This is a genomic window from Streptomyces sp. NPDC059957 (genome assembly GCF_042730015.1).
Classification (GTDB): Bacteria; Actinomycetota; Actinomycetes; order Streptomycetales; family Streptomycetaceae; genus Streptomyces.
Map to the genome: position 1 here is coordinate 1 of NZ_JBHWMB010000004.1, position 24,025 is coordinate 24,025.

A 24,025-nucleotide genomic window follows, 5' to 3' on the forward strand; every position below is an offset into this window, starting at 1 on the left:
CCCCGTGTCCTGGCCAGGACACGGGGCGACCGGCGGTTGTCCGGGCCGACCGGGGAGGTCGGCCGGTCAGGCCCGGCCGCGGATCGGGCGCCGGCGGCGCATCACGTGGGCACCGGCACCGAGGGCCGCCGCACCGACGAGGCTCGCGCCGATGGCGGTCTCGGTGGTGGACGGGCCGAGGGAGCCGCCGATGCCGCCCTGGGCGCCGCGGCCGTCCAGGATCGTGAAGCGGTGCGTGGCGACCAGGCTGTTGTCGTGGCACTTGACCGACAGTGTGTGGTGCCCGGGCGAGGCGTGGTTGAAGATCCGGACGGTCGCGAAGCCGATGGAGCCGGCCGACAGGTTCGTCTGCGGAAAGTTGCCGTGCGAGAAGACGATGCCGCCGTGGTGGCAACCGGCCGCGCTGACCTGCATCGTGGAGCCCTGGTGCACGGAGTACGGGTTGACGGTGACATTGCTGGGCCCGCCGTTGCCTCCCGAGGGCGGACCGCCCGCAGGGTTCGCGGAGGCGAATGGGGCACTGAGGGCGATGGCGGCGCAAGTGGCCGCCGCGGTCACGGTAAGAGCGCGGAGAACACGCATGGTGGAACCTCCAGCGGGAAGCGCCCCGGAGCGGTGGCCCGGGCAGATCGACGAGAACGCCTCCCATCACGAACCCTCGGCTCGGTCCGCAACCAGCGCATTTCCACCTTTGGGCCGCAAGGTTGAGCGACACGCCGATGCGCGGACGCGTTTGCTGACGGATCCGCAGGTCACGACCCGTCAGGCATTTATGTGACGATTACCTGGATGGGCGCACCCCTTCCGGCCCCACCACCCGTTCGCCCTTCCCCGATCGCCGTCCCGCACGCACCGCCTTAGCGTGCGTGAAGTAGGGCGTGAAGGGGTGGGACAAGAACGCGGGTCGGGACCCCCGCGTCGGGAAGGGAGAACCATGCTCGAGGACGAGGGTGAGAGGCCACCGAGGAGGCGCTCCCCCTGGGGTGCGATCGCGCTGGTCATGCTCAGCGGCCTCGCCATGATGCGCAACGGAGCCGAGGCCGGCGACGGCCCCCCGCAGCCGGCCGCCGCCGCCGCGGTCAGCGCACCGGCCGGGTCGGCGGTCGGGCCACGGGCCGACCAGGCACCCGGCGATCCGCCCGTGCCGCCGCCGGACATGGAGGTGCTGGGCCACTCGTCGGTCCAGCGCATCCGGATCCCGTCGATCAGCGTGGACGCACCGGTGATGACGGTCGGGCTGGACGCGCAGGGCTGGATCGACGCGCCGCCCCCGCAGGACAAGAACCTGGCCGGCTGGTACCTGAACGGCATCTCGCCGGGCCAGCAGGGTTCGGCGGTGATCGTGGGCCACGTGGACAACGCGCAGGGCCCCGCGGTCTTCTACGGGCTGGGCTCGGTCCAGAAGGGCAGCCGCGTCGAGGTGGCGCGCTACGACGGCCGCACGGCGGTGTTCGAGGTGTACGGCGTGGAGGTCTTCTCCAAGAACACCTTCCCCGGATCCCGGGTCTACGGGGACACCGGACACCCGGAGCTCCGGGTGATCACCTGCGGCGGCGGCTACTCGAAGGGGCGCGGCTACGACGGCAACGTCGTCGTGTTCGCGCGGATGGTGGAGGCCCGCTGACCCACCCGCGCGGCGGCGGACGGCGCCGCCGCGCGCGGGTACGGCCCCTCAGTGCGGCGGCAGCTCCGGCAGCGTCATCCGGAATCCCCGTCCGAGCAGTTGCGGCAGGTAGCTCGCCAGCGCCTGCACGCTCTGCGAGCGGTTGCCGCCCGCGTCGTGGTTCAGCACGATCACCCCGGGCGCGGCCTGCTTGAGGACCCGCGACACGATCGCGGTGGTGCCCGGCTCCTTCCAGTCCAGGGTGTCCACGGTCCAGGCGAGCGGTTCCATGCCGAGCTCCGCGCCGATCTCGAAGGCGGCCCGGTTCCAGGCCCCGTAGGGCGCCCGGAACCACAGCGGAGCCGTCCCGACGGCCTGGTGGACGACCTCGCTCGTCCGGCCGATCTCGGATGCCATCGCCGGTCGGCTGATCTTGGTGAGCTGCGGATGGGTCCAGGTGTGGTTGCCGATGACGTGTCCCTCGGCCACCATCCTGCGCAGCAGGTCCTTGTTGTCGACCGCCATCTCCCCGCAGACGAAGAACATGGCCCGGACGCCGTGGCGCGCGAGGGTGTCCAGGATGCCCGGGGTGTAGCGGGGGTCGGGCCCGTCGTCGAAGGTGAGGGTCATGGCGCTCGCCGCGTTCCCGTCGGCGGGGAGTTCCAGGATCGGCCGGTTCCGTACGGCGGGCTTCGCCGCGGGCGCGCGCTCCGGGGCCCCTTCGGAGGTCATCGGCTCGAGCCGGTACGGGGATCCGCGCGGGAACTGCGGCAGTTGGCCGGGGGCTCCGGTGAGGGGTCCGGGCCCTGCGGCTCCGCCGGGTGCCGCACCGGGGCCGGGGCCTGCCGCGGGGGTGCCCGCGCCCGGTGTCGGCAGGTCGGTTTCGCCGCCCGTCAGCAGCCCTGCGGCGGCGGCGACTCCGAGGAAGACGGCGGAACGCAGGAGCATGCGTCGCCCTACTGTCGGCTCGTCATTTTTCATTACTACTACGTATCAACGACATCGCCGCAGATGTCGAGAGGCGCGGACACGGCCCGCGCCGCTCACCCGCTCGGAGCAGTCCTGCCGGTCAGCCCCGCCTCACCAGCGGGAACGGCAGCGTCTCCCGGATCGTCAGACCCGTGAGGAACATGACGAGGCGGTCGACGCCGATGCCCAGGCCGCCGGTCGGCGGCATCGCGTACTCCAGTGCGTCCAGGAAGTCGTTGTCGAGCTCCATCGCCTCCGGGTCCCCGCCCGCCGCCAGCAGCGACTGCGCGGTCAGCCGGCGCCGCTGCTCGACGGGGTCGGTCAGCTCCGAGTAGGCGGTGCCCAGTTCGGTGCCGAAGGCCACCAGGTCCCAGCGTTCCGCGAGCCTGGGGTCCTTTCGGTGCTGCCGGGTGAGCGGGGAGACGTCGGTCGGGAAGTCCTTGTAGAAGGTGGGCAGCTTGGTCCGCTCCTCCACGAGCCGCTCGTACATCTCCAGGACCACGTCGCCCCGGGTGTTGTCGGGCGTGTGCGGCACGGCCGCGCGGTCGCACAGCCGCCGCAGGACGTGCTCCTCGGTGTCGGCGTCGACCTCCTCGCCCAGTGCCTCGCTGATCGCCCCGTACATCGTCTTGACCGGCCAGGGCCCGGAGATGTCGTGGACGACGAGCTTTCCGTCCGGTCCGGCCTTGTGCGCGATGGGCGAGCCGAAAGCGGCCGTGGCGGCGCCCTGGATCAGCTCGCGGGTCAGGTCGAGCATCACGTCGTAGTCGGCGAAGGCCTGGTAGGCCTCCAGCATCGTGAACTCGGGGTTGTGCTTGTAGGAGACGCCCTCGTTGCGGAAGGTGCGGCCCATCTCGAAGACCTTCTCCATGCCGCCCACGCACAATCGCTTCAGGTACAGCTCGGGCGCGATGCGCAGGTACAGGTCGAGGTCGTAGGCGTTGATGTGGGTGCGGAACGGGCGGGCGTTGGCCCCGCCGTGGATCTGCTGGAGCATCGGGGTCTCGACCTCCAGGTAACCCCGGTCCAGCAGCCCCTGCCGCAGGGCCTGGACGGCGCTGGACCGGGCCCGTACGATGTCGCGCGTCTCGGGGCTGGCCACCAGGTCGAGGTAGCGCCGGCGGACCTTGGCCTCGGGGTCGGCGAGGCCCTTGCGCTTGTCGGGCAGCGGGCGCAGGCACTTGCCGGTGAGCTGCCAGGAGTCGACGACCACGGACAGTTCACCGCTCTTGCTCGCTCCCACCTCGCCGCTCGCGACAACGTGGTCGCCGAAGTCCACCTGTGAGGTGAAGGTGCCGAGGACTGCGGCGTCCGACTCGTCCCGGGTGAACATCAGCTGGATGTCTCCCGACCAGTCCCGCAGGACGGCGAACACCACGCCGCCGAGGTCGCGTACGACCATCACCCGTCCGGCGACGGTGACCGGCGAGCCGGTGCGGCTGCCGGGCGGGTAGCCGGGGTGCGCGGCCTTCAGCTCGGCGACCGTGTGGGTGCGCTGCGGGATTCCCACGGGGTACGGGTCGGTGCCGGCGGCCCGGATCCGCTCCAGCTTGTCGTGCCGGACCCGGACCTGTTCGGGCAGCCGCTCGGCCCGCGCACCCGCGCCGTCCTCCTCCCCTACGGATTCCAGCCCGAGGGATTCGATGGGCGGCAGGCCGGCGGTGGTGGCGGGGGCGGTGAGCCCGCGCGGGTGGCCGTTGCCCCACAGGGTGCGCATGCTCGGCACGGAGACGAACCCCTCGGCGATGCCGGAGGCGAGGCTGACCCGGGCGAGCGAGCCGGCGTCCTGGAAGCAGAGGAACCGCGGGTACCACTCGGGGCCGTACTTGACGTTCGAGCGGTACAGCGCCTCCAGCTGCCACCAGCGGGAGAAGAAGAGCAGCAGCTTGCGCCACACCTTCAGGACGGGACCGGCGCCGATCCGGCCGCCCTCCTCGAAGGCGGAGCGGAAGACGGCGAAGTTGAGGGAGATGCGGCGCACGCCCAGGCCCGGCGCGGCCGCGCAGAGCTCGGCGACCATGAACTCCATGACACCGTTGGGGGCGGCCCGGTCGCGGCGCATCAGGTCGAGGGAGATGCCGTCCTTGCCCCAGGGCACGAAGGAGAGCAGGGCGATCAGCTCGCCCTCGTCGTCGAAGGCCTCCACGAGCAGGCAGTCCCCGTCGGCGGAGTCCCCGAGCCGGTCGAGGGCCATGGAGAAGCCGCGTTCGGTCTCGGTGTCCCGCCATGTGTCGGCCCGGTCCACGATCATCTGCATCTCGTCCTCGGAGAGGGCGGAGTGGCGGCGGATGACCGTACTGGCTCCCGTGCGCTTGACGCGGTTGACGGCCTGGCGGGTGACGCGCATGTCGCGGCCGTCGAGGTCGAAGTGGGCCACGTGCAGGATGGCCTCGTCGCCGAGCTGGAGGGCGCCGAGCCCGGAGCGGGCGTACGCGGTCGCCCCGTCCTCGGAGGCGCCCATGACGGCGGGCTGCCAGCCGTAGCGGCGGGCGACGGCGAGCCAGGCGTCGATGGCGGGGGTCCAGGCGGCCGGGTCGCCGACGGGGTCGCCGCTGCCGAGGCAGACGCCGGCCTCGACCCGGTAGGTGACGGCGGCCTTGCCGTTCGGGGCGAACACGACGGCCTTGTCGCGCCGGGTGGCGAAGTAGCCGAGGGAGTCGTTGCGCCCGTAGGCGCCCAGCAGGGCCCGGATGCGGGGCTCTTCGTCCCCGTGCAGGGCGGCGGTCAGCCGCTGGGAGCGGAAGAGGGTGGCGGCGGCGTTCAGCAGGGCGAGGGCGCCGAAGAGGCCGAGCAGGAAGTACAGGGGCCTGGGCGGGTGGCCGTCGAACTGCCGGGCCGAGAACAGCCCGCCGAAGACCTGCTTGGCGGACCAGTCCAGCCACTGCCCCTTGGGCAGGCTTCCCGGGAACAGCGCGACCAGGCCCCAGCCGAGGAAGACGGCCGCGAGCAGGCCGAGGCCGAGCACGAGCATGGCCCGCCACAGGGCCCCCGGCCGGGAGGCGGCGTTGAACTCCTTGCGCGCGGCGATCAGGATCGCGAGGGCGGCGACCGCGAGGGCCATGGAGGAGAAGCCCACCCAGTAGTCCTCTTCGGCCACGGTCAGCACGTCGACCAGGACCAGCAGGGCCAAATAGGTGACGACGATCCACCAGGCGACCTTCTTGCGCATGCCGAGTGCGGCGGCGAGGAGGAAGAGGAAGACGGCGTAGGCGAGGTTCGCGCTGACCGGCACGACGATGGCGTCGAGGAAGCGCACGACGGGCCGCAGCAGGCGGCGCAGCGTCGGGGAGAGCGCCAGCAGGGCGCAGAGCAGCCCGAGCGTTCCGAAGAACGCTCCGAAGGCGTCGGGCACCCGGTTCAGGAAGCGGCTGCGGCTCCCGCGCGTCCCGCGCGTCTCCTCCACGGTGGCACTCATGGTTCGCACTGTAAGGAGGGCCGCGCCCCTTCGCGCGGTGAGCGGGCCCGGGCTGATCCGCGACGCACGCTCTAACCTCGGAAGGGTGACGGAGCACGTGGGTACGGGATTCGAGCGCGGTACGGACGGTCCGAAGGTGATCCTCGCCGGGGTGGACGGTTCGCAGTCCTCGCTCCGCGCGGCCGCCTACGCCGCGGGGCTGGCCCGGCGGCAGAACGCGCTGCTGGCGCTGGTGTACGTCCAGCCGGTGATGCCGGCCGGGGCCTCGCTGGGGGCTCCGGTGTCGGAGGCCACCGAGGAGATCGCGGAGGGGCTGGTGGCCGAGATCCGGGAGTCCGCGGAGCGACTGAAGGGCGTCTACGACGTCCGCTGGCAGTTCCACACCTTCCGCGGGGACGCGTACGCCGGGCTGGTGGGCGCGGCCGAGGAGCTGATGGCGGACGCGGTGGTGGTCGGGGCTTCGGAGCAGGCCGGGCACCGGATCGTGGGGTCGGTGGCGATCCGTCTGGTGAAGGCGGGGCGCTGGCCCGTCACCGTGGTGCCGTAGCGGTCGTCGGCCGCCGCTCCCCCGGCACCACCGTGTCCCGGAGGCTCTTTGCCTGCGCAACCTGATCATCGTAGACGGCGGGGCCTTCACTGACGTATGTTCGGGCAGCTCGGAGGGCCTGTGGGCCATTCCGCTTTCCTGTCATACGTCACGCATGTTCCCGTGGGGGGTACTTCGTCATGTCCTCGATCGCGCCCGGTCCGTCGCCGTCGCCGTATCCGGCGTCGCAGCCCGTCCAGGTCCTGCGTTCCCCGCAGGGGCTCGCGACTGCCGTGACCGCACTGCTGTCCGTCGGGGCGGTGTTCGCTCTGCTCGCGACCTGGGGAAAGGTGACCAGGTGGCAGCACATGAAGCAGGTGCTCACGGATCCCCCGGGCACCGACCACAGCGGCATGGCCGCGGCCGACTTCCTCAACTCCCTGGTCGAGTTCGCCCAGAGCCTGACCACAGCGGCGACGGTCGTGGTCTTCCTCATGTGGTTCCACCGGGTCCGCTGCAATGCCGGGGTGTTCCGCCCCGACGGCTTCAGCCAGTCCGCCGGCTGGGCCATCGGCGGGTGGTTCGTCCCGATCGCGAACCTCTTCTTCCCGTACCGGACGGCGCGGGAGACCTGGGACGCCAGCGTGCAGAACGCGCCCGACGGCTCCTTCCGGTCCATCTCGGGCGCCCCGGTGGTCGCGTGGTGGCTGGTGGGGGTGAGCGGCTGGTTCCTCCACGGGCTCGCCTCGTACCAGTACGGGAAGGCTGAGGGCGCCGCGGAGGTCCGCGACGCCTCCTCCCTCGGAGCCTTCGGGGACCTGATCGCCGTCGTGGCCGCCGTGCTGGCCGTCCTCTTCGTGCGCAAGCTGACCGCGATGCAGGGCGTCAAGGCCGCCCAGGGGCCGAACGCCGCGGCCTGGCCGCCGGGATCCGAGCACCCCCACGGCCCTACCGCGCCATCGTCAGCCCGTCCTTCGCCGCGCCCCGGCCGAGGACGGCATCAGTGATCTCGTCGCGCGCCTCCTCGTAGTCCTCGCGGCCCGGCGACTGGGCGAGGGCGGCCGGGAGGTTGACGACCCGGCCCGCTCCGAGGTCCATCATCTGCGGGACGAACTCGGCCTTGGTGACCTGCCAGCGCTGCCCGGGGGCGGCCGGCGGGGCGAAGGTGAAGCGGCCGATGGAACCGTAGTTGCCGCGCATGTCGCGGGCGCCGCTGTAGTTGAACATCTCGCCGGCCACCTGGTCGCCCATGCCGTAGACGATCCAGGTCCCGTTGACCTTCTCGTACGCCTGCGGGATGTGGGCGTGCGTGCCGAGGATCATGTCCACGTCGGGGCGGCCGCCGGTCTGCGAGGCGGTCAGCGCCTTGCCGAGCGCGAGTTGCTTCTCGTCCGGTTCGGTCTGCCATTCCGTGCCCCAGTGGAGGCTCACGAGGACCACGTCGGCGCCCGCCTTACGGGCCGCCCGGGAGTCCGCGATGATCTTCTCCTGCTCCATCAGGTTGACCGCCCAGGGCTGACCCTCGGGCATCGGGTAGCCGTTCGTGTCGTACGTGTACGCGAGGTGCGCGACCTTCGCGGAGCCCGCGGAGTACATCGTCACGGTGCCCGCCTCGGCCTGCGTACGGGCCGATCCCGCGTGTTTCAGACCGACCTTGTCGAAGCGGTCGAGGGTGCGCTTCAGACCGGCTCCGCCACCGTCGAGGGTGTGGTTCGAGGCCGTGGAGCAGCCGTCGTAGCCGGCGTCCTTGAGGCCGTCGGCGACCTCGGGCGGGGACTGGAAGGCGGGGTAGCCGGTGAACGGTCCGCCCTCCGGCCCGTAGATGGTCTCCATGTGGCAGAGGGCCAGGTCGGCTGCCGAAACGATCGGCTTGACCGCGGAGAACATCGGCCGGAAGTCGTGGCCGTCGCCGTCCGCGTCGGAGGCCGCCCGCCGGATGACCGACTCGTGGGGCAGCACGTCGCCGCTCGCGACGAGGGTGAAGCCCTTCATCGATCCGGCGGCGGGCGCCGTGGTCGATCCGGGAGCGCCGTCGGGCGCCTGGGTGGTCCGGGACCCGCCGAGGCGGGCCGGCGCGGGGTCCCCACCGGCGGAGCAGCCGGCTACGGCCGACAGCACCACGGCCGTCAGCAGTGCGAGGGCGTGGCGGGTGCGCGCGGTCATCTGTCCCAGCTCTCCTTGATTAATACGACTACCTGATCTTCAGTCAATCCATAGAAAGAGACGCCTGAAGTCAAGGAACGGCTCCGCCGGCCGACCGCGCACTCACCCCAATGGCCGTTCGGCGCGCCGTTCGACCGTTCACCGCCCGGCGCGGCCGCCCACCGGATGACCCGGGTGCTTGGGCGCACCGTCCGGGCGGGACGGTTCCGGGCGGGCCCGGTGCAGGTCAGGGTGGATCCGTCGACCCCGACCGCCCCCGCACCGCCCCCCGGAAGGAGCCTCCCGTGCCCCTTGCCCCCACCCTCCGACGCACCGATCCCGAGGCACTGGCCGAACTCCAGCGCGAACACGGACGGGCCCTGTTCGGTTTCCTGCTGGGCCTCACCGCCGGTGACGCCCAGCGCGCGGAAGACCTCGTACAGGAGACCCTCCTGCGCCTCTGGCAGCATCCGGAGGTCCTGGGGAGCGACTACGAGTCCCTGCGGCCCTGGCTGTTCACGGTGGCCCGGCGGCTCGCCATAGACGCCCGCCGGGCGCGCCTGTCCAGGCCCCTGGAGGTGGACCCGACAGGGCTGGAGCAGGCTCCGGCGCCGGGTGACGCGGTGGCGGGCTCGGTGACCGCCATCGACGTACGGCGGGCGGTGGGATCACTGGGACCGGAGCACCGGGACGTCCTGGTGCAGGTCTACTTCCAGGACCGCTCCGTGGCCGAGGCCGCGGCGGAGCTCGGCATTCCGGCGGGCACGGTCAAGTCCCGTACGTACTACGCCCTGCGCGCCCTGCGGAAGGGCCTCCAGGGCTACGGGTACGGACTCGGCGCCTGAGGGACGGACGGGCGCAGTGTCCGGGGGCGTTGTCAGTGGCGGATGCGAGGCTCGTGGGATGCCGAACACCACGAACACCGCTGCCATCACCGCCTATTGGGACACGACCGCTTCCCGGTTCGACGAGGAGCCCGACCACGGGCTGCGAGCCCCGGAAACCCGCGAGGCGTGGGCGGACCTCCTCGGCTCCTGGCTGCCCGCCGGACCGCTCGACGTCCTCGACGTGGGCTGCGGCACCGGATCACTGTCCCTGCTGGCCGCCGAAGCCGGGCACCGGGTCACCGGCGTGGACCTCGCCCCGCGGATGGTCGAGCACGCCCGGGTGAAACTGGCGGCCGCCGGACTGACCGGCCGGTTCCTGGTCGGCGACGCCGCCGTACCGCCCACCGGCGACCAGCGGTTCGACGCCCTGCTCTCCCGCCACCTGCTGTGGACCCTGCCCGCCCCCGAGGTCGCGCTCGGCAACTGGATCGGCCGACTGCGCCCGGGCGGCACCCTCGTCCTCGTCGAGGGCCGCTGGCGCGAGGCCGGTGCGAGTGGCACGCCGTACGTGCCCGGCGCCGAGACCCTGCCCTGGGCGGGCGGCGTCGGCGCCGACGAACTCGCCGCCGTCGTAGGGCCGCTCGTCACCGCCCTGCGCGTCGAGCCCCTCGGGGGCAACCCGGCCCTGTGGGGACGCGCGGTGACCGACGAACGCTACGCCGTGATCGCCACGGTCTGACCGGATCGACGCACACCGAACGCGTCAAAGAATGGCCTGAACGCCATCGAATCGGACACGAACCGCATCGAAACCGGCATCGGACCGTTCAAGTTGAGTAAACATCCCCCGATCCGCGACCCGCGCAAGGAAGGCTCGGCGTAGACGGCGGGAAGACTCGACGCATGCGGGAGAAGGTGGAACGGTGCAGCCCGAGGGTACGAACGGCACCAGTGACGGTGGGCTCGCGGTGCCCATGGCATGGCTCTACGCGGAGTACATCGCCGACGAACTGCTGCGCACGGGCCGGCTGATCCCGGTCAGCACCCTGGAGTTCCGCGCCGGGCGCGACACGCTCGCGCTGACCATCTACCTCTCGGACGCCGCCGGCGAACTCTCCGGGATCCGGGTCGTCTCGCAGCTCGACGAGTGGATGTCGCTGACGGCGTACGGGCACCCCTGGCGCGACTGGGTCCACACCCGGTTCCTCGCGCTGGGCGAGGAGGCCCGCGAGCGCGGCCGGGGCGAGGACCCCGACCTGGAACTGGCCCGGGCGGCCTGGCGCTGGCTGGACCACACGGAGCTGTTCGCCACCAACCTCGACCCGGGACGCCACGGCCACGCCGACACCCCGCCGGGCCTGGACGAGAACGCCCGGGTCTGGACCCCGGCCTGGCAACTCGGCCTGCCCCTGGGGCACTTGGCGATGCACCTGTTCTGAGGGCGGGTACGCAGAGCCGCCCGGCCCGCTACTCCGGCCGGCGCGGCCCGGGCGGCTCCGTCGGGTCGGTGACCAGCCCGGTGAAGTCGGCCTCGTTGCGCTCGGCCCGGATCACGTACGCGCGGGCGACGCACCACAGCACCGGGTACACCAGGACTCCGAGCACCACCCAGACCAGCGGGCCCGACGCCACCCGCGGGACCAGGAACAGCAGGGGCAGCAAACCCACCAGGAGGACGAGCGCGGCCAGGGCGCCGAGTCCAGCACGGAGCTGGCTGCGCATGAGGGCCCGTACGTAGGTGGCTCCGAGGGTGGTCTGCTCGGAGATCTCGGAGCGGGCCGGCGTGTGCGCGGGCGGCCTGCGGCGGCTGCCGCGCGGGACCCCGGTGACGACCTCCCGCCGGGGCGGCTGCGGCTGCTGCTCCTCGGCCATGGGCCGGAGTCTAACCGGAGCCGGGCCGCCCCGCCCCCTCCCGGGGAGGGCCCCGGGACCTACTTCAGCAGCTTCGACAGCCGCCGGTCGGCGAGCGGCTTGCCCCCGGTCTGGCAGGTCGCGCAGTACTGGAGCGAGGAGTCGGCGAAGGAGACCGAGCGGACGGTGTCCCCGCACACCGGGCAGGGTTCGCCCGCGCGGCCGTGGACCCGCATCCCGCTCTTCTTCTCGGCCTTGAGCCGTCCGGCGGCCACCCCGTGCGCCCGCTCGACGGCCGTGCGCAGGGTCTCCTCGACGGCCGCGTACAGCTGGTCCACCTGCGCCTCGTCGAAGGAGGCTGCCAGTTTGAAGGGCGAGACCTTGGCGTGGTGGAGGATTTCGTCGCTGTAGGCGTTGCCGATGCCCGCGATGACGCTCTGGTCGCGCAACACGCCCTTGATCTGCCGCCGTTCCCCGGCGAGCAGCGCGCCGAAGGCCTCGCGGTCGAAGTCCTCGGCGAGCGGGTCCGGGCCGAGCCGGGCGATGCCGGGGACCTCCTGCGGATCGCGGACCACGTACACGGCGAGGCGCTTTTGCGTCCCGGCCTCGGTGAGGTCGAACCCGCCGCCGCCCTCCAGGACGAGACGCAGGGCGAGCGGCCCCTTGCCGGGGCGCGGCGGCCGGTCGGGAACGGTGTCGATCCAGCGCAGCCAGCCGGCCCGGGCGAGGTGGGTGACGAGGTGCAGTTCGCCGATCCGCAGGGCGAGGAACTTGCCGTACCGGGCCGTGGCACCGGCCCGCTGCCCCTCGAGCGCGGTCAGGGGCGGGTCGTACGTCTTGAGCACGCTCACGGCGAGCGGGAGGACGCGCTCGACCACCCGCCCGGCGAGGTGCTCGTCGAGGAACTCCCTCAGGGCCTCGACCTCGGGCAGCTCGGGCATGCCCCCAGCCTGCCGCGGCCCCGGGCGAAGCGCGAGCGGGGGACGTCCCGGTGCGGAAACGGTGTGGCCGTCGAGTCGCCCGCGCGGGTACTGTCCGGTCTCCGAACAGCCGTACCATCGGCCTTCCGCGTCCAGAGAGTGATTCACATGACCAGCCGGCGAGCGACGACGACCCTGTGGCGCCCCACCGGACCCGAGGAGCTGGACCTGGTCCGCGGCCTGAACTGGCGCGCTTGGCCGCCTCGGCTCCCCGAGCAGCCGATCTTCTACCCGGTCCTCAACGAGGACTACGCGATCAAGATCGCGAGGGACTGGAACGTGAAGCACAGCGGCGTCGGCTTCGTCACCCGGTTCGAGGTCGAGTCCGAGTTCCTGAGCCGGTACCCCGTCCAGCAAGCCGGGGGACGGACGATCCTCGAGCTGTGGGTTCCGGCGGAGGAGTTGGACGACTTCAACGCTCACATCGTCGGCGCGATCCAGGTGGTGCACGAGTTCCGCTGAGGCAGCGGTGGCCGGCGGCTCACGGCTCACGGCTCACGGCTCACGGCTCACGGCATCGTGAACTCGCACCACACGCACTTGCCGCTCCCCCGCGACTCCACGCCCCAGACGTCCGCCAGCCGGTCCACCAGCATCAGGCCGCGTCCCGAGACCCCGGAGTCGCCGGCCTCCCTGCGCCGGGGCAGGGCGCTGGAGCGGTCCTCGACCTCTACGCGGAGCCTGCGTTCGGGGCCGCTCAGGACCCGCAGCGTCACGATGGCGGGACCGTCGGTGTGCATGAGGGCGTTGACGATGAGCTCGTCGGCGATCAGCTCGATCTCGTCGGCCCGGTCCCGCGCGCCCCAGGCCCGCACCGCCGCGCCGATCATGTGGCGGGCCGATACGAGGGCTTCGGGATCGCCGGGGGCCACGTGCTGCTGGAGCCGGCCGCCGGCCTGCTGGGCCTCCTCGGCGTCGCGGCGGAGCAGCAGCAGGGCCATGTCGTCGTCGCCGCCCCGGTCGTCCACGACTTCGCACAGCCGGTCCGCGAGCAGGGCCAGGTCGGCCGGTCCGGTGCGGACGAGGGAGGCGAGGAGCTCGATGCCGTCGTCGAGGTCGGCTCCGGGTTGTTCCACCAGGCCGTCCGTGCACAGCAGAAGCGTTTCCCCCGGTCCCATCTCGACCGTGGTCACCGGATACTCGAGCAGCCCGAACTCCGCGGACAGCCCCAGCGGCATCCCGCCCACCAGCGCGAGTCGCCCGCAGCCGCCGTCCCGGGTGCGCATCAGGGGGTCGATGTGGCCGGCCCGGACCAGTTGCAGCACCCCGGTCGAGAGGTCGGCCTCGACGTACGTGCAGGTGGCGAAGCGGTCGGTGTCCAGCTCGTGCAGGAAGACGGAGGCCCGGGCCATGACGGTGGCCGGCGAGTGCCCTTCGGCGGCGTAGGCGCGCAGCACGATCCGCAGCTGGCCCATGACCGCCGCCGCGTGCGTGTCGTGGCCCTGGACGTCGCCGATGACCGCGCCGACCCGGCCGCCGGGCAGCGGGATGACGTCGTACCAGTCGCCGCCGATGTCCCGGCCCATCCGGGCCGAGCGGTACCGTACGGCGATCTCGGCGCCCGGTACCGAGGGGATCCGGCGCGGCAGCATCGCCTGTTGGAGCCCCTCCGCCAGATCGTGTTCCTGCTCCAGCAGCATGGCCCGCTGGAGGCTCTGGGCGATGCTGCTGCCGAGCGCGACGAGCAGGTTCCGCTCCTCCTGGGTGAAGCCGTCCTTGTCCCGGTAGAGCAGGCCGATCGCGCCGATCGGGCGGGCCTGGGCGATCAGCGGCAGGTAGGCGGCCGCCGAGATGTGCATGGACGAGATCTTCGCCCAGAGCCCGGGATAGCCGGCGGCGAACTCGGCCGCGGAGTCCAGGAAGCGCGGCTGGAGCGAGCGCACCACCTCGCTCATCGGGTACTGCTCGTCGATGCGGGTGTAGCGGGTGCCGGGGACGAAACTGCCCGCGGGGCCCTCGGCGACGAGGTGGATCCGGCCGGCTTCGACCAGTCCCATCACCATGCCCATGGACCCGAGCCGTTCCAGGCCGTGGGCGTCGCCGAGCGCGTCGATGACGTCCTGGACCGTACGGGCGTGCGCGAGCGCGGCGGTGGTGGACTCGACCACCGACGTCTGGCGGCGCCGCTCCTCGTCCAGCCCGAGGCGTTCCGCCGAATGACTGAGCTCCTCGGTGGCGTCGCGGACGATGCCGATGATCCGGTACGGCCGGCCGTCCGGGCCGCGCATGACCCGCCCCTGGGTGTGCGTCCAGCGCAGTTGGCCGTCGTGGCAGCGGATGCGGAAGTAGGCGCCGTAGCTGTCGACCCCGCTCTTGAGGGCCGAGGAGACCAGTGCGTCGAGCCGGGCGGCCTCGGCGGGCGGGACCCGCGGCGACAGCGAGCCGGGCCGGCCGTCGTACTCCTCGGGGCTGGTGTCGAAGACCTCGAGGGCGGCCGAGTCCATGTGCATGAGACCGGTGACCAGGTCCCAGTCGAAACTGCCCATGCGGTTCAGCGAGAGGGACCGGTCCGGATGTGCGGGCCAGTCCTCCGGCAGCGATACGGCGGTCGGCACCGGTCCACCATGACACACGGGCCGGTCAGGCGCTCTCCAGGTACTGGCCGTCGTACGGGGCCGAGGGCTGCTGCTCGGGGACGGAGTAGGGGTCGGCGTACGGGTCCGCGTACGGGTCCGCGTAGGGGTCCGCGTACGGATCGCTCGGCTGCGGCGACACCCCCTCGGGGCCCACCAGGGTCCCCGGGTCGCCCGGGGTCTGGCCGGGCAGGTCGGAGGGGATGTCGGTGGGCACGTCCGAGGGCTGGTCGGGGGCGGGCGGCGGTGCCGTGGGCGGGCCCGAGGGGATGCCGGACGAGGGCTGGTCGGGGGTCACCGGCCTGTTCGGCGTGTTCGGGGTGTTCGGAGTGTTCGGGGCCGTCTGCGGGGAGCCCGGCGGGCAGTCGGCCGCGTTCGGGGCGGGGCTGCGGCCGGGGCTCGGCGGGCCGGTGGGCGGCGGCTCGGTGCGGGCGAGGCTGTTGCTCTCCGGGGTCCGGCACGGTTCGGCCGGCGCGGTGCCGGGCGGGGTCGCGGGACCGGCGGGGATCCCGTCGGCCGGGTCGTACGGGGGCGGCGTCCGCGGGGTGCGGTCCTGGGCTCCGTCGTCCCCGGCCGTGCGCTCGATCCAGGTGTTGTCGGCGATGTTGACGATGACCAGGTTGTTGATCACCTGCATGGTCGGCTCGATGACCACGACCTGGGTGGGCTGGTAGCCGCTCCAGGGCTCCCCCTTGAGCACCGGCGCGCCGGGTGCGGCGCGCGGCGAGAGGAGCGGGTTCCCGCAGGCACAGCGGACCCGGGGCATTCCGTGGTCGTCCACGAGGACGGCGGTGCCGGCCTGGAGGACGGACTGGAAGGCGTTGGCGTTGCCGCCGACGAAGCCGTGGTTGGTCACCCGGGTGTCGGCGCGCAGCACGACGGGGGTGAGGCCGCGCAGGAAGTCGGGGATCTGTTCCTGCTCCACCTGGGAGGCCTGGGCGAAGGCGCGGGCCTTGGCGTCGTCGGCGGTCAGGGACTGGACCTGCGCCTCCACGTCGCAGCTGCCGAGCCGCTGGGTTCCGCCGTACAGGCCGGGGGTGGCCGCGTTGACGGTGCGGATGCCCTGGCCGGTCGCGTTGGGCAGCGGGGGCTGGACGGGGGCCGATTCGCCGGTGGCGGAGGAGGTGGTGAAGGGGTCCGGGCCGGCCGATGCCACGGGCTGGAGGTGGACGTCCTGGCTCTCGGCGGCGGGGCCCTTGGTCCGTCCCTCGTCTCCGGAGGCCCCGCAGGCCGCGGCGAGGAGTCCGAGGACGGTGAAGAGGGCCGCACGGGCCGGTGCGTGACGACGCGGCGCCTGACGAGGTGTCGGTGCGTGCACGTTGCATCTCCCTTTTCGCCCCGGTTGCTCCCTCTTGTCTGCCGCATGTCCGGGGTGGCCGCAACCGGAGATCACGCACCCAACCCTCTCTTGAACATGTTCAAGAGAGGGTCTAGGCTCACGATCGTGAGTTGAACGCGTTCAATGCGTTCGTTCCTGGGAGGGGGATCCTCGGTGACCGTGCTCGTGAATCTGATCGTCACCCTGGGCATGCTGTACGTCGTCCCGGCCGGCCTGCGCCTGATCGATCCGGTCCGGTTCGGCCGGACGGCCCGGCTGTGGCCGCTGTTCGCGGCCCCCGGAGCAGTCTGCCTGTGGCTGCCCCGGGGAGCCCCGGCCACGGCCCTCGCCGCACTCTACGCGGCGGCCACGCTGGCCCTCGCGGTACGGGCCGCGGTCCCGGCGGTGCGGAACTCGACCCGTACCGGTGCACCCGGTCGGGCTCTCGGACCCGCCGAGGTGGCCGTGCTCACCGCACTCGTGGCGCCCTCGGTCGCCGGGACGGCGCTGGTCGCCGAACGCGCCGGGTACCGGCTCTTCGGCTTCGACCTCGACATCCTGGCCCTGACCGTGCCGCACTTCCACTTCGCCGGTTTCGCCGCGGCCCTGGTCGCCGGGCTGGTGTGCCGGGCCTCCGCCGCCGGAGCCCTCGCGCGCTGGGCGGCGTACAGCGTCCCGGCCGGGACGGCGCTCGTGCTGCTGGGCTACTTCATCGACGACTGGGCCGAGCTGGTGGGCGCGGTGACGCTGACCGGCGGCATGTGGGCGGTGGCCCTGCTGACCTGGCGCGACGTCCGCCCAGGGGCCGCCGTGCGCGACCGGACCACCGCTGCGCTGCTCGCGATCTCGGCGGCCGTTCTGGTGGCCACCATGCTGCTCGCCCTGTGGTGGGCGCTCGGCGAGGCCACCGGGATCGTGCACCCCACCCTGACCTGGATGGCCGCGACCCACGGCCTCGGCAACGCCCTCGGCTTCGGCCTGTGCTCGCTGCTGGCCTGGCGCCGCCTGACCACCCGCCCGCCCGGACCGCCTGCGGGGGCCGCCCTGCCCGCACCGGTCACCCTGCCCGCACCGGCCGCCCCGGCCGACCGAACGGAGATCCCGGCATGAGCCGCCTCATCAGCGACGGCCGCAGCGAAGGCCGCAGCACCTTCAACTACCCCGACCGGGGCGCCACGGCCCGGCGGCCGCTGCCCGCCGGGTACCACTTCACCCACCACCGCACCCGGATCGGGCAGGGGCAGGCCGCCTTCGACGCCGCCGGGGCGGCCGTCACCACCTTCCGCGCGCACCGCGCCTCGGGCATGCTCGTCACGGCCGGAGCGTTCCCCGTCCGGCCCGGCGACCGGGTCGTGGTCGGGATCGGGATCGGCCCGGTGCGGATCGACGCCCCGTGCGAGGTGATCTGGACCGCGTACGAGCCCCGCCGGACCGGTTTCGCCTACGGCACGCTCGCCGGGCATCCCGAGAGCGGGGAGGAGTCCTTCGTCGTGGACATGGAGCCGGACGGCTCGGTGTGGTTCGAGGTGAACGCCTTCAGCCGCCCGGCAACCTGGTACACCCGCCTCGCCGGCCCGGTCGTCCCCTTCCTCCAGGAGGCCTACGCCCGCCACCTCGGTCGGTACGTGCGGCGCCTCGCCACGGGCGCCCGGCCCGCGCCGGCCCGATACTGGAGGGGATGGACTGGTTCACGGCACCCGGATACTGGCTGGGGCGGCTGATCTTCCAGCGGGCCCTGGCCGGCGTCTACCTCGTCGCCTTCGCCGGGGCCGCCCTGCAGTTCCGCGCGCTGATCGGGGCGCACGGCATGCTGCCCGTGCCGCGCCACCTGCGGTACGTGCCCTTCCGGCGCGCCCCGAGCCTGTTCCACCTGCACTACTCCGACCGGTTCTTCGCGGTCTGCGCCTGGACCGGGGCCGCCTTGGCGGCGGCGCTCGCCGCGGGGGCCGGGGACGCGGTGCCGCTGGGCGCGGCGATGGCGATGTGGGCGCTGCTGTGGCTGCTGTACCTGTCGATCGTGAACGTGGGGCAGACCTGGTACTCCTTCGGCTGGGAGTCGCTGCTGCTGGAGGTCGGCTTCCTCGCCGTCTTCCTCGGCAACGCGCGGGCCGGGCCACCGGTGCTGGTGCTGTGGCTGCTGCGCTGGGTGGTCTTCCGGGTGGAGTTCGGCGCGGGGCTGATCAAGATGCGGGGCGACCCCTGCTGGCGCCGGCTCACCTGCCTGTACTTCCATCACGAGACGCAGCCGATGCCCGGTCCGCTGAGCTGGTTCTTCCACCACCTGCCCAAGCCGCTGCACCGGGTGGAGTGCGCCGCGAACCACGTGACCCAACTGGTCGTGCCCGTGCTGCTGTTCACCCCGCAGCCGGTGGCCTCGTACGCCGCCGGGATCATCGTGGCGACCCAGCTGTGGCTGGTGCTGTCGGGGAACTTCGCCTGGCTGAACTGGATCACGATCACGGCGGCCCTGCCTGCCATCGACTTCGGCGCGCTCGCCGGCGACCCACCGCCGGCCGCCTCCCGGCAGGGGCCGCTCTGGTACGTGGTGCTGGTGTGCGCGATGACCGCGCTGGTGCTCGTGCTGAGCCGGCACCCGGTGGCCAACATGATCTCGCGCGGCCAGGTCATGAACCGCTCCTTCGACCCCCTCCACCTGGTGAACACCTACGGGGCGTTCGGCACGGTGGGCCGGATCCGCGAGGAGGTGGTGGTGGAGGGCACCGCGGACCGGCGGCCCCGGGAGGACGGCGCGTGGCGGGAGTACGGGTTCAGGGGCAAGCCGGGTGACGTGCGCCGGATCCCGCGCCAGTTCGCCCCGTACCACCTGCGCCTCGACTGGCTGATGTGGTTCGCGGCGCTCTCCCCCGGCTACGCCCGCGACTGGTTCGGGCCGTTCGTGGAGCGGCTGTTGGCGGGCGACCGGGACACCTTGAGGCTGATCCGGTACAACCCCTTCCCGGACGCACCGCCCCTCTACGTCCGGGCGCGGCTGTACCGCTACCGGTTCACGACCTGGCGCGAGCTCCGCGAAACCGGGGCGTGGTGGCACCGCACACTGGTGCGCGAGTACCTGCCGCCGACCCGGCTCGCGGAGGCGTCCTGGACGGAACCCCGGCCAGGGCCCCGGTCAGAGCCCGAGTAGTGCCGCCTCCCGCTCCGCCGATATGCCCTTCATCGGCCGGTCGGCCCGGTGGGGGGCGACTCCCCCGAGCGTCTGGAGCCAGGTCCACGTGTCGGCGACGGTCTCCTCCACGGGGCGGCAGACGAGGCCCGCCTCCAGAGCCTTGGTGACGTCCCCGCCGAACATGAAGTCGTGCAGCTCGCCCTCGGGGAGGTAGATGGGCAGCTCGACCCAGGGCTCGATGCCGGCCTTCTCGATCACCGCCGAGTCGGTCCAGCGCGGTTCGAAACCGGCGCCGGTCGCGGTGGCGCAGGCCTCCAGCAGGCTGCCCATCGTGGCGTGGCCGACCGGGGAGACCAGGTTGTAGGCGCCGCCGAGCCCGGCCACTCCGGCGTCGAGGGTCCAGCGCGCCAGGTCGCGCACGTCGATGTACTGCAGTTGCAGTTCGGGGTGCCCCGGAGCGACGAGGGGGCCGCCGCGGGCGACGCGGTTCAGCCACCAGGGCAGCCGGCCGACGTTCTCGTACGGGCCGATGATCAGCCCGGCGCGCACCAGCAGGGCGCGGTCGCCGAAGGCGTCCAGGGCCGCGAGTTCGCCGCCGCGCTTGTCCTCGGGGTAGGCGGTGGCGTCCGCGTCGGGCGAGCCCTCGACCAGCGGGCCGCCCTCGTCCAGACCGGCGGGGGCGGGGTAGGCGTACACCGAGCGGCTGGATATGTACGTGTACCGGCCGACCCGGCCGTGCAGCAGGCGGGCGCTGTCGCGGACGGCGGTGGGGGCGTGACCCCAGGTGTCGACGACGAGGTCCCACTCCCCCTCGGCGAGGGCGTCCAGGCCGCCGGGGGCGGTGCGGTCACCGTGCAGGGCCTTGGTTCCCGGCGGGGGCGCGTGGTTCCCGCGGTGGAAGACGGTCACCTCCCACCCGCGGCTCAGGGCGTCTTCGGTGATCGCGCGCCCGACGAATTCGGTTCCACCCAGCATCAGCAGCTTCATGCGGCTCAGCCTGCCCGGGACCGGTGGTGCGCGTAACCCTTGATCGCCCACAGCGATGACGCCCACGGCGTACCGGTACCGGGAACTTCAGGGCGCCGTCCGACATGGAACGGACCCGTCATCGATCGCCCACCGATCCCCCACGCAGACCACCGCCCGCCGTCCCGGGTCTTCAGACAGGGGACGGCGGGCGGAGTGCACCGTACGGATCCGGTGTGTGTCTAGTCGATGCCGGGCAGGATGTGCGGCTCGGCGAGGTCGTCCTCGTAGCCGGCGAGACGGATCGGAGCGGACCGGGCCCAGACCTCCAGGTTGCCGAGGGTCTCGGGGCGCTTCGTGCTCCGCGTCCCCGTCCGTTCTTCGGCTGCCTTGTCGGTCGTCGTCAGTTCTGGCGTCACCGCGCACTCCTTTGTGTCGCGTAACCCGGCGCGCGAACCGCGCGTCGGTGCGGGAAGAGGGGGTTTCCGGACGCGGTGGCGCCTTGGTGGAGCGAGTGCCCGTGTGGGGCTCTCATGGCGATCAGAGTACACATATGAGCGCACCCCCGCTCGATGGAAAGGTAAAATCCGCTCCGGACAGCTTGTTTTCTCCACGAGTTCATCACCTCGCACGGCGGCGCGTCGTGTAGGGCTGATCTGCTCGACGGCGCCATACGGGTGATGCGCGGTCGGGCGATGGAGGGAACGACAGTGGCGAAGTCCGAAGTGCCGGTGGTCGTCGGAAGCGTCGGGGAACTGATGGACCTGTTGGGCGGTGGGCATGCCGACGAGCATGGCGACGGCCACGGGCTGCGGGTGGCGGCGCTGCTGCGCCGTTCGCACCCCTTCGACAAAGAACTGCAGGTCGCGGGGCTGTTGATCGACCACCCCGCGGAGGCGATCCGCCCCCTGCTGGGCGAGCGGGTGGCACGGCTCGTACGCCTCCACGGACCCGGCGCACCGGGCCCCGGGCCGGACCCCGACGCGGAGTCCCTCGCGCACGCTGCCGAAGCGGGCCGGTCCGCGGGCCTGGACGCGGGCGTGCTGGAGGACTGGCGCCCGGTGCTGGAACTGGTCGCCGCGGGGGCCTACGGCCGCACGGCCTGAACGGGGAGCGCCCCCGGTCGCCCTCTCGGGGAGGGAAGCCGGGGGCGCTCATATGACGCGGGGCAGGTGGCGCGGGGGCAGGTGGCCCGGGCCGGGTGACCCGGGCCGGGTGACCCGAGTACGCGCGGCCTACCAGTTGGCGGGTGCGTAGTCCTTGAGGAAGACGCCGTACAGGTCCTCGCCGAGCTCGCCGCGGACGATCGGGTCGTACACCCGGGCCGCGCCGTCGACCAGGTCGAGGGGGGCGTGGAAGCCCTCCTCGGCCAGGCGGAGCTTGTCGAAGTGCGGGCGCTCGTCGGTGATCCAGCCCGTGTCGACCGAGGTCATCAGGATCCGGTCGGCCTGGAACATCTCCTGGCCGCTGGTCCGCGTCACCATGTTCATCGCGGCCTTGGCCGCGTTGGTGTTCGGGTGTCCCGCGCCCTTGTAGCCGCGGCTGAAGACGCCCTCCATCGCGGAGACGTTCACGATGTACGCCCGCCCGCCGTCCGACTTCCGGGCCGCCTCGGCCATGGCCGGCCGGAGCGCGCTGATCAGGATGAACGGCGAGGTGTAGTTGCACAGCTGGGTCTCGAGCAGCTCCACCGGGGAGATCTGGTCGATGGTCTGCACCCAGGTGTTGCTGTCGACGACATCGGGCAGCAGGCCGCCCGCGTCGATGGCGGTTCCGGCAAGGTGCCGCTCCAGGCTGGCATTGCCCGCGACCATGGCCAGGTCGGCGACCTTCTGCGCCTCCAGCCCGCTCACACCGATGGGCAGGGCCGCCAGGCCGTCGACCGCGCCGGAGTTGAAGGCGCCGATGACGTGGTGGGCGGGAAGCTCGCCGGCCGGCAGCGGGGCGCCCTCCCCCTCGACCAGCGCCGCGTAGGCGGACGGCAGGCGGCGTACGGTCTGCGTCGCGTTGTTGATCAGGATGTCGAGCGGACCGGCCGCGGCCACCTGGTCGGCGAGGGCCACGGACTGGGCCGGGTCGCGCAGGTCGATGCCGACGACCTCCAGGCGGTGCATCCAGTCCGCGGAGTCCTCCATCGCCTTGAAGCGGCGGATGGCGTCCTTGGGGAAGCGGGTGGTGATCGTGGTGTGGGCGCCGTCGCGCAGCAGCCGCAGCGCGATGTACATGCCGATCTTCGCGCGGCCGCCGGTGAGCAGTGCGCGCTTGCCGGTGAGGTCGGCGCGGGCCTCCCGCTTGGTCCGGTTCACGGTGGCGCAGTCCTGGCAGAGCTGGTGGTAGAAGTAGTCGACCTCGACGTAGCGCGTCTTGCAGACGTAGCAGGAGCGGGGGCGCTGGAGGATTCCGGCGATCCGTCCGGCCTCCGTGACCGAGGAGGGCAGCAGGCCCTCGGTCTCGTCGTCGATGCGCTCGGCGGAGCCGGTCGCGGTCGCCTCGGTGACGGCCCTGTCGTTGGCGGTCTTGGCGGCGCGGCGGTCCTGGCGGCGGCGCTGCTTGACCGTCCGGTACAGACCGGCGGTGGCGCGGCGCACGGTGATCGCGTCCGGGTGGTCGATGTCGAGCTTGTCGAGCTCGTCGAGCACGCTCAGGCAGAGGGCCAGGCGGTCCGGGTCGATGCCGGGCCCGAAGGCGTGGCCCTGCTCCTGGCTGTCTTCGGTCACCGTCATACCCGCTGCGTTCCTTGATCAGTCGTCCGCGTCCGCCGGATGCGGAAGTCCCCAAAAGGGCTAGTGTACGGATCCCCCACGCGGGAAGACAAACGCACTCCCACGCTCGCGGCTACTGCGTTCGGAGTACGACCAGGGGCGTACCCGTGCCCGCCTTGAGGGGGAGGAATAGCTCTCCGGACTCGGGCATTGTGACTTTTATGAGTGCCCTAGCGTTTTCGGTCCTGCTGTGCCTGGTGTCCGCCGTGGCGTATGCGGCCGGAGCGATCGTCCAGGAGCGGGTCGCGTCCGGTACGACGGGGCTGCCGTACGCCCCGGTGCGCCGGCCCGCCTGGTACGCGGCGATCGCGCTGAACGGCCTCGGCGCCCTGCTGCACGTGGTGGCGCTGGCCTACGGGCCGCTGAGCCTGGTGCAGCCGCTCGGCGCCCTCACCATCGTCTTCGCACTCCCGATGGCGGCCGTGTTCGTACGGCGGCGGGCGGGGGCCGCGGCCTGGCGCGGGGCCGTGCTGGCCACGGCCGGGCTGGCCGGGCTGCTGGCCCTGACGGGCGGGGGCGGGCGGGCCGAGCAGTCCCTGTCCGGCCAGGAGCAGAGCCTGCTCCTGGCGGCGACCGGCGCCCTGGTGTCCGTACTGTTCCTGGCCGCGCGCCGGGTGCGGCGGGTCACCGCGCACAGCGTGCTGCTGGCGACGGCGGCGGGAGCCGCCTTCGGGATGGGCTCGGTGTTCACGAAGTCGGTGGCCGAGAGCTTCTCCCCGGACGCGCTGGTCACGCTGTGGCCGGAGCTGACCGCGATCGCCGCGCTGGCCGCCACCGGACTGCTGCTGTCGCAGGCGGCCTACCGGGGCGCCGGGCTGACCGTGCCGCTGGCCACCGTGACGGTGGCCAACCCGGTGGTCGCGGCGGCGGTCGGCATCGCGCTGTTCGACGAGGGCTTCCGCTACGGGGCGGCCGGCGCCGCCGCGGCGCTGGTGAGCGCGGCGGTGGCGGCGACCGGGCTCGTCCTGC

General features: G+C 72.6%; 23 protein-coding genes. 12 read left to right on the forward strand and 11 right to left on the reverse strand.

Annotation, left to right across the window (positions count from 1 at the left end):
* Positions 1-66 precede the first annotated feature (66 nt).
* Positions 67-582, reverse strand: a complete 516-nt coding sequence (locus ACFWBW_RS03905) for a hypothetical protein (protein WP_385368089.1) — start codon at positions 580-582, stop codon at positions 67-69.
* Positions 583-934: 352 nt separating this feature from the next.
* Here ACFWBW_RS03905 and ACFWBW_RS03910 point away from each other — a divergent pair, with 352 nt between their 5' ends.
* Entirely contained in the window at positions 935-1,624 is a 690-nt protein-coding gene (locus ACFWBW_RS03910; protein WP_385368091.1) for a class F sortase, read from the forward strand.
* Between the two features lie 48 nt (positions 1,625-1,672).
* Here the strand turns inward: ACFWBW_RS03910 and ACFWBW_RS03915 are convergent, their stop codons facing one another.
* Together ACFWBW_RS03915 and lysX are read right to left on the reverse strand one after the other, a co-directional pair.
* A complete protein-coding gene (locus ACFWBW_RS03915) occupies positions 1,673-2,551 on the reverse strand; it encodes a polysaccharide deacetylase family protein (protein ID WP_385368093.1) in 879 nt (292 codons plus the stop codon).
* Between the two features lie 121 nt (positions 2,552-2,672).
* Positions 2,673-5,987 carry a bifunctional lysylphosphatidylglycerol synthetase/lysine--tRNA ligase LysX gene (lysX, locus tag ACFWBW_RS03920; protein ID WP_385368095.1) on the reverse strand — a complete coding sequence of 1,105 codons (3,315 nt, stop codon included), beginning with the start codon at positions 5,985-5,987 and terminating at the stop codon, positions 2,673-2,675.
* 85 nt (positions 5,988-6,072) lie between these two features.
* On the opposite strand from lysX, the gene ACFWBW_RS03925 reads away from it, so the two are divergent.
* Together ACFWBW_RS03925 and ACFWBW_RS03930 are read left to right on the forward strand one after the other, a co-directional pair.
* Positions 6,073-6,534 (forward strand): universal stress protein, encoded by a 462-nt coding sequence (locus ACFWBW_RS03925; RefSeq protein WP_385368097.1) that lies wholly within the window; start codon positions 6,073-6,075, stop codon positions 6,532-6,534.
* Between the two features lie 179 nt (positions 6,535-6,713).
* Entirely contained in the window at positions 6,714-7,520 is an 807-nt protein-coding gene (locus ACFWBW_RS03930) for a DUF4328 domain-containing protein (RefSeq protein ID WP_385368099.1), read from the forward strand.
* Here ACFWBW_RS03930 and ACFWBW_RS03935 read toward each other — a convergent pair.
* The gene (locus tag ACFWBW_RS03935) at positions 7,462-8,676 is read right to left on the reverse strand and encodes a CapA family protein (protein ID WP_385368101.1); all 1,215 of its coding nucleotides are present in this window, start codon (positions 8,674-8,676) and stop codon (positions 7,462-7,464) included. The genes ACFWBW_RS03930 and ACFWBW_RS03935 overlap by 59 nt on opposite strands.
* A 284-nt stretch (positions 8,677-8,960) precedes the next feature.
* Here ACFWBW_RS03935 and ACFWBW_RS03940 point away from each other — a divergent pair, with 284 nt between their 5' ends.
* The 3 genes from ACFWBW_RS03940 to ACFWBW_RS03950 all read left to right on the forward strand — a co-directional run bounded on the left by ACFWBW_RS03940 (position 8,961) and on the right by ACFWBW_RS03950 (position 10,921).
* Positions 8,961-9,500 carry a sigma-70 family RNA polymerase sigma factor gene (locus tag ACFWBW_RS03940; protein ID WP_385368102.1) on the forward strand — a complete coding sequence of 180 codons (540 nt, stop codon included), beginning with the start codon at positions 8,961-8,963 and terminating at the stop codon, positions 9,498-9,500.
* Between the two features lie 58 nt (positions 9,501-9,558).
* On the forward strand, positions 9,559-10,221 hold the full coding sequence (locus tag ACFWBW_RS03945; RefSeq protein ID WP_385368104.1) for a class I SAM-dependent methyltransferase: 663 nt from the start codon (positions 9,559-9,561) through the stop codon (positions 10,219-10,221).
* A gap of 235 nt (positions 10,222-10,456) precedes the next feature.
* A complete protein-coding gene (locus tag ACFWBW_RS03950; protein WP_243341408.1) occupies positions 10,457-10,921 on the forward strand; it encodes a hypothetical protein in 465 nt (154 codons plus the stop codon).
* A 28-nt stretch (positions 10,922-10,949) separates the two neighbouring features.
* On the opposite strand, the gene ACFWBW_RS03955 is transcribed toward ACFWBW_RS03950, so the two are convergent.
* Complete coding sequence (locus tag ACFWBW_RS03955) at positions 10,950-11,354, reverse strand: hypothetical protein (protein ID WP_385368106.1); 405 nt, start codon at positions 11,352-11,354, stop codon at positions 10,950-10,952.
* 59 nt (positions 11,355-11,413) lie between these two features.
* A complete protein-coding gene (locus ACFWBW_RS03960) occupies positions 11,414-12,274 on the reverse strand; it encodes an Fpg/Nei family DNA glycosylase (protein ID WP_385368108.1) in 861 nt (286 codons plus the stop codon).
* A 147-nt stretch (positions 12,275-12,421) separates the two neighbouring features.
* On the opposite strand from ACFWBW_RS03960, the gene ACFWBW_RS03965 reads away from it, so the two are divergent.
* Positions 12,422-12,775 (forward strand): hypothetical protein, encoded by a 354-nt coding sequence (locus ACFWBW_RS03965; protein ID WP_385368110.1) that lies wholly within the window; start codon positions 12,422-12,424, stop codon positions 12,773-12,775.
* Between the two features lie 47 nt (positions 12,776-12,822).
* Here ACFWBW_RS03965 and ACFWBW_RS03970 read toward each other — a convergent pair whose 3' ends face one another.
* Together ACFWBW_RS03970 and ACFWBW_RS03975 are read right to left on the reverse strand one after the other, a co-directional pair.
* Positions 12,823-14,886: a SpoIIE family protein phosphatase gene (locus ACFWBW_RS03970; RefSeq protein ID WP_385368112.1), complete on the reverse strand. Its 2,064-nt coding sequence runs from the start codon at positions 14,884-14,886 to the stop codon at positions 12,823-12,825.
* A 7-nt stretch (positions 14,887-14,893) separates the two neighbouring features.
* Positions 14,894-16,204: a DUF6777 domain-containing protein gene (locus tag ACFWBW_RS03975; RefSeq protein WP_385368114.1), complete on the reverse strand. Its 1,311-nt coding sequence runs from the start codon at positions 16,202-16,204 to the stop codon at positions 14,894-14,896.
* A 174-nt stretch (positions 16,205-16,378) separates the two neighbouring features.
* On the opposite strand from ACFWBW_RS03975, the gene ACFWBW_RS03980 reads away from it, so the two are divergent.
* From ACFWBW_RS03980 to ACFWBW_RS03990, 3 genes are read left to right on the forward strand one after another with little or no spacing between them, the layout of a single operon-like run.
* The gene (locus ACFWBW_RS03980; protein ID WP_385368116.1) at positions 16,379-17,314 is read left to right on the forward strand and encodes a YndJ family protein; all 936 of its coding nucleotides are present in this window, start codon (positions 16,379-16,381) and stop codon (positions 17,312-17,314) included.
* Positions 17,311-17,925, forward strand: a complete 615-nt coding sequence (locus ACFWBW_RS03985; RefSeq protein WP_385368118.1) for a DUF1990 family protein — start codon at positions 17,311-17,313, stop codon at positions 17,923-17,925. The genes ACFWBW_RS03980 and ACFWBW_RS03985 overlap by 4 nt, the downstream gene beginning before the upstream one ends.
* The gene (locus tag ACFWBW_RS03990) at positions 17,883-19,346 is read left to right on the forward strand and encodes a lipase maturation factor family protein (protein WP_385368120.1); all 1,464 of its coding nucleotides are present in this window, start codon (positions 17,883-17,885) and stop codon (positions 19,344-19,346) included. The genes ACFWBW_RS03985 and ACFWBW_RS03990 overlap by 43 nt, the downstream gene beginning before the upstream one ends.
* On the opposite strand, the gene ACFWBW_RS03995 is transcribed toward ACFWBW_RS03990, so the two are convergent.
* Complete coding sequence (locus tag ACFWBW_RS03995) at positions 19,332-20,315, reverse strand: NAD-dependent epimerase/dehydratase family protein (protein ID WP_385368122.1); 984 nt, start codon at positions 20,313-20,315, stop codon at positions 19,332-19,334. The genes ACFWBW_RS03990 and ACFWBW_RS03995 overlap by 15 nt on opposite strands.
* Positions 20,316-20,536: 221 nt before the next feature.
* A complete protein-coding gene (locus ACFWBW_RS04000; RefSeq protein ID WP_385368124.1) occupies positions 20,537-20,713 on the reverse strand; it encodes a hypothetical protein in 177 nt (58 codons plus the stop codon).
* Positions 20,714-21,025: 312 nt separating this feature from the next.
* Here ACFWBW_RS04000 and ACFWBW_RS04005 point away from each other — a divergent pair, with 312 nt between their 5' ends.
* Positions 21,026-21,400, forward strand: coding sequence for a hypothetical protein (locus ACFWBW_RS04005; RefSeq protein WP_385368417.1), 375 nt, complete (start codon positions 21,026-21,028; stop codon positions 21,398-21,400).
* Between the two features lie 129 nt (positions 21,401-21,529).
* Here ACFWBW_RS04005 and ACFWBW_RS04010 read toward each other — a convergent pair whose 3' ends face one another.
* On the reverse strand, positions 21,530-23,017 hold the full coding sequence (locus ACFWBW_RS04010; protein ID WP_385368126.1) for an SDR family NAD(P)-dependent oxidoreductase: 1,488 nt from the start codon (positions 23,015-23,017) through the stop codon (positions 21,530-21,532).
* A gap of 200 nt (positions 23,018-23,217) precedes the next feature.
* Between ACFWBW_RS04010 and ACFWBW_RS04015 the strand changes: the two genes are divergently transcribed.
* Positions 23,218-24,025, forward strand: an 808-nt coding sequence (locus ACFWBW_RS04015; RefSeq protein WP_385368128.1) for a DMT family transporter, incomplete at its 3' end; no start/stop codon positions are given.

Bases quoted from the DNA above. Each gene is read 5' to 3' on its own strand.
- ACFWBW_RS03905 (WP_385368089.1), bottom strand. From the start codon at position 582: ATGCGTGTTCTCCGCGCTCTTACCGTGACCGCGGCGGCCACTTGCGCC.
- ACFWBW_RS03910 (WP_385368091.1), top strand. From the start codon at position 935: ATGCTCGAGGACGAGGGTGAGAGGCCACCGAGGAGGCGCTCCCCCTGG.
- ACFWBW_RS03915 (WP_385368093.1), bottom strand. From the start codon at position 2,551: ATGCTCCTGCGTTCCGCCGTCTTCCTCGGAGTCGCCGCCGCCGCAGGG.
- lysX (WP_385368095.1), bottom strand. From the start codon at position 5,987: ATGAGTGCCACCGTGGAGGAGACGCGCGGGACGCGCGGGAGCCGCAGC.
- ACFWBW_RS03930 (WP_385368099.1), top strand. From the start codon at position 6,714: ATGTCCTCGATCGCGCCCGGTCCGTCGCCGTCGCCGTATCCGGCGTCG.
- ACFWBW_RS03935 (WP_385368101.1), bottom strand. From the start codon at position 8,676: ATGACCGCGCGCACCCGCCACGCCCTCGCACTGCTGACGGCCGTGGTG.
- ACFWBW_RS03945 (WP_385368104.1), top strand. From the start codon at position 9,559: ATGCCGAACACCACGAACACCGCTGCCATCACCGCCTATTGGGACACG.
- ACFWBW_RS03950 (WP_243341408.1), top strand. From the start codon at position 10,457: ATGGCATGGCTCTACGCGGAGTACATCGCCGACGAACTGCTGCGCACG.
- ACFWBW_RS03955 (WP_385368106.1), bottom strand. From the start codon at position 11,354: ATGGCCGAGGAGCAGCAGCCGCAGCCGCCCCGGCGGGAGGTCGTCACC.
- ACFWBW_RS03960 (WP_385368108.1), bottom strand. From the start codon at position 12,274: ATGCCCGAGCTGCCCGAGGTCGAGGCCCTGAGGGAGTTCCTCGACGAG.
- ACFWBW_RS03965 (WP_385368110.1), top strand. From the start codon at position 12,422: ATGACCAGCCGGCGAGCGACGACGACCCTGTGGCGCCCCACCGGACCC.
- ACFWBW_RS03985 (WP_385368118.1), top strand. From the start codon at position 17,311: ATGAGCCGCCTCATCAGCGACGGCCGCAGCGAAGGCCGCAGCACCTTC.
- ACFWBW_RS03990 (WP_385368120.1), top strand. From the start codon at position 17,883: ATGGACTGGTTCACGGCACCCGGATACTGGCTGGGGCGGCTGATCTTC.
- ACFWBW_RS03995 (WP_385368122.1), bottom strand. From the start codon at position 20,315: ATGAAGCTGCTGATGCTGGGTGGAACCGAATTCGTCGGGCGCGCGATC.
- ACFWBW_RS04010 (WP_385368126.1), bottom strand. From the start codon at position 23,017: ATGACGGTGACCGAAGACAGCCAGGAGCAGGGCCACGCCTTCGGGCCC.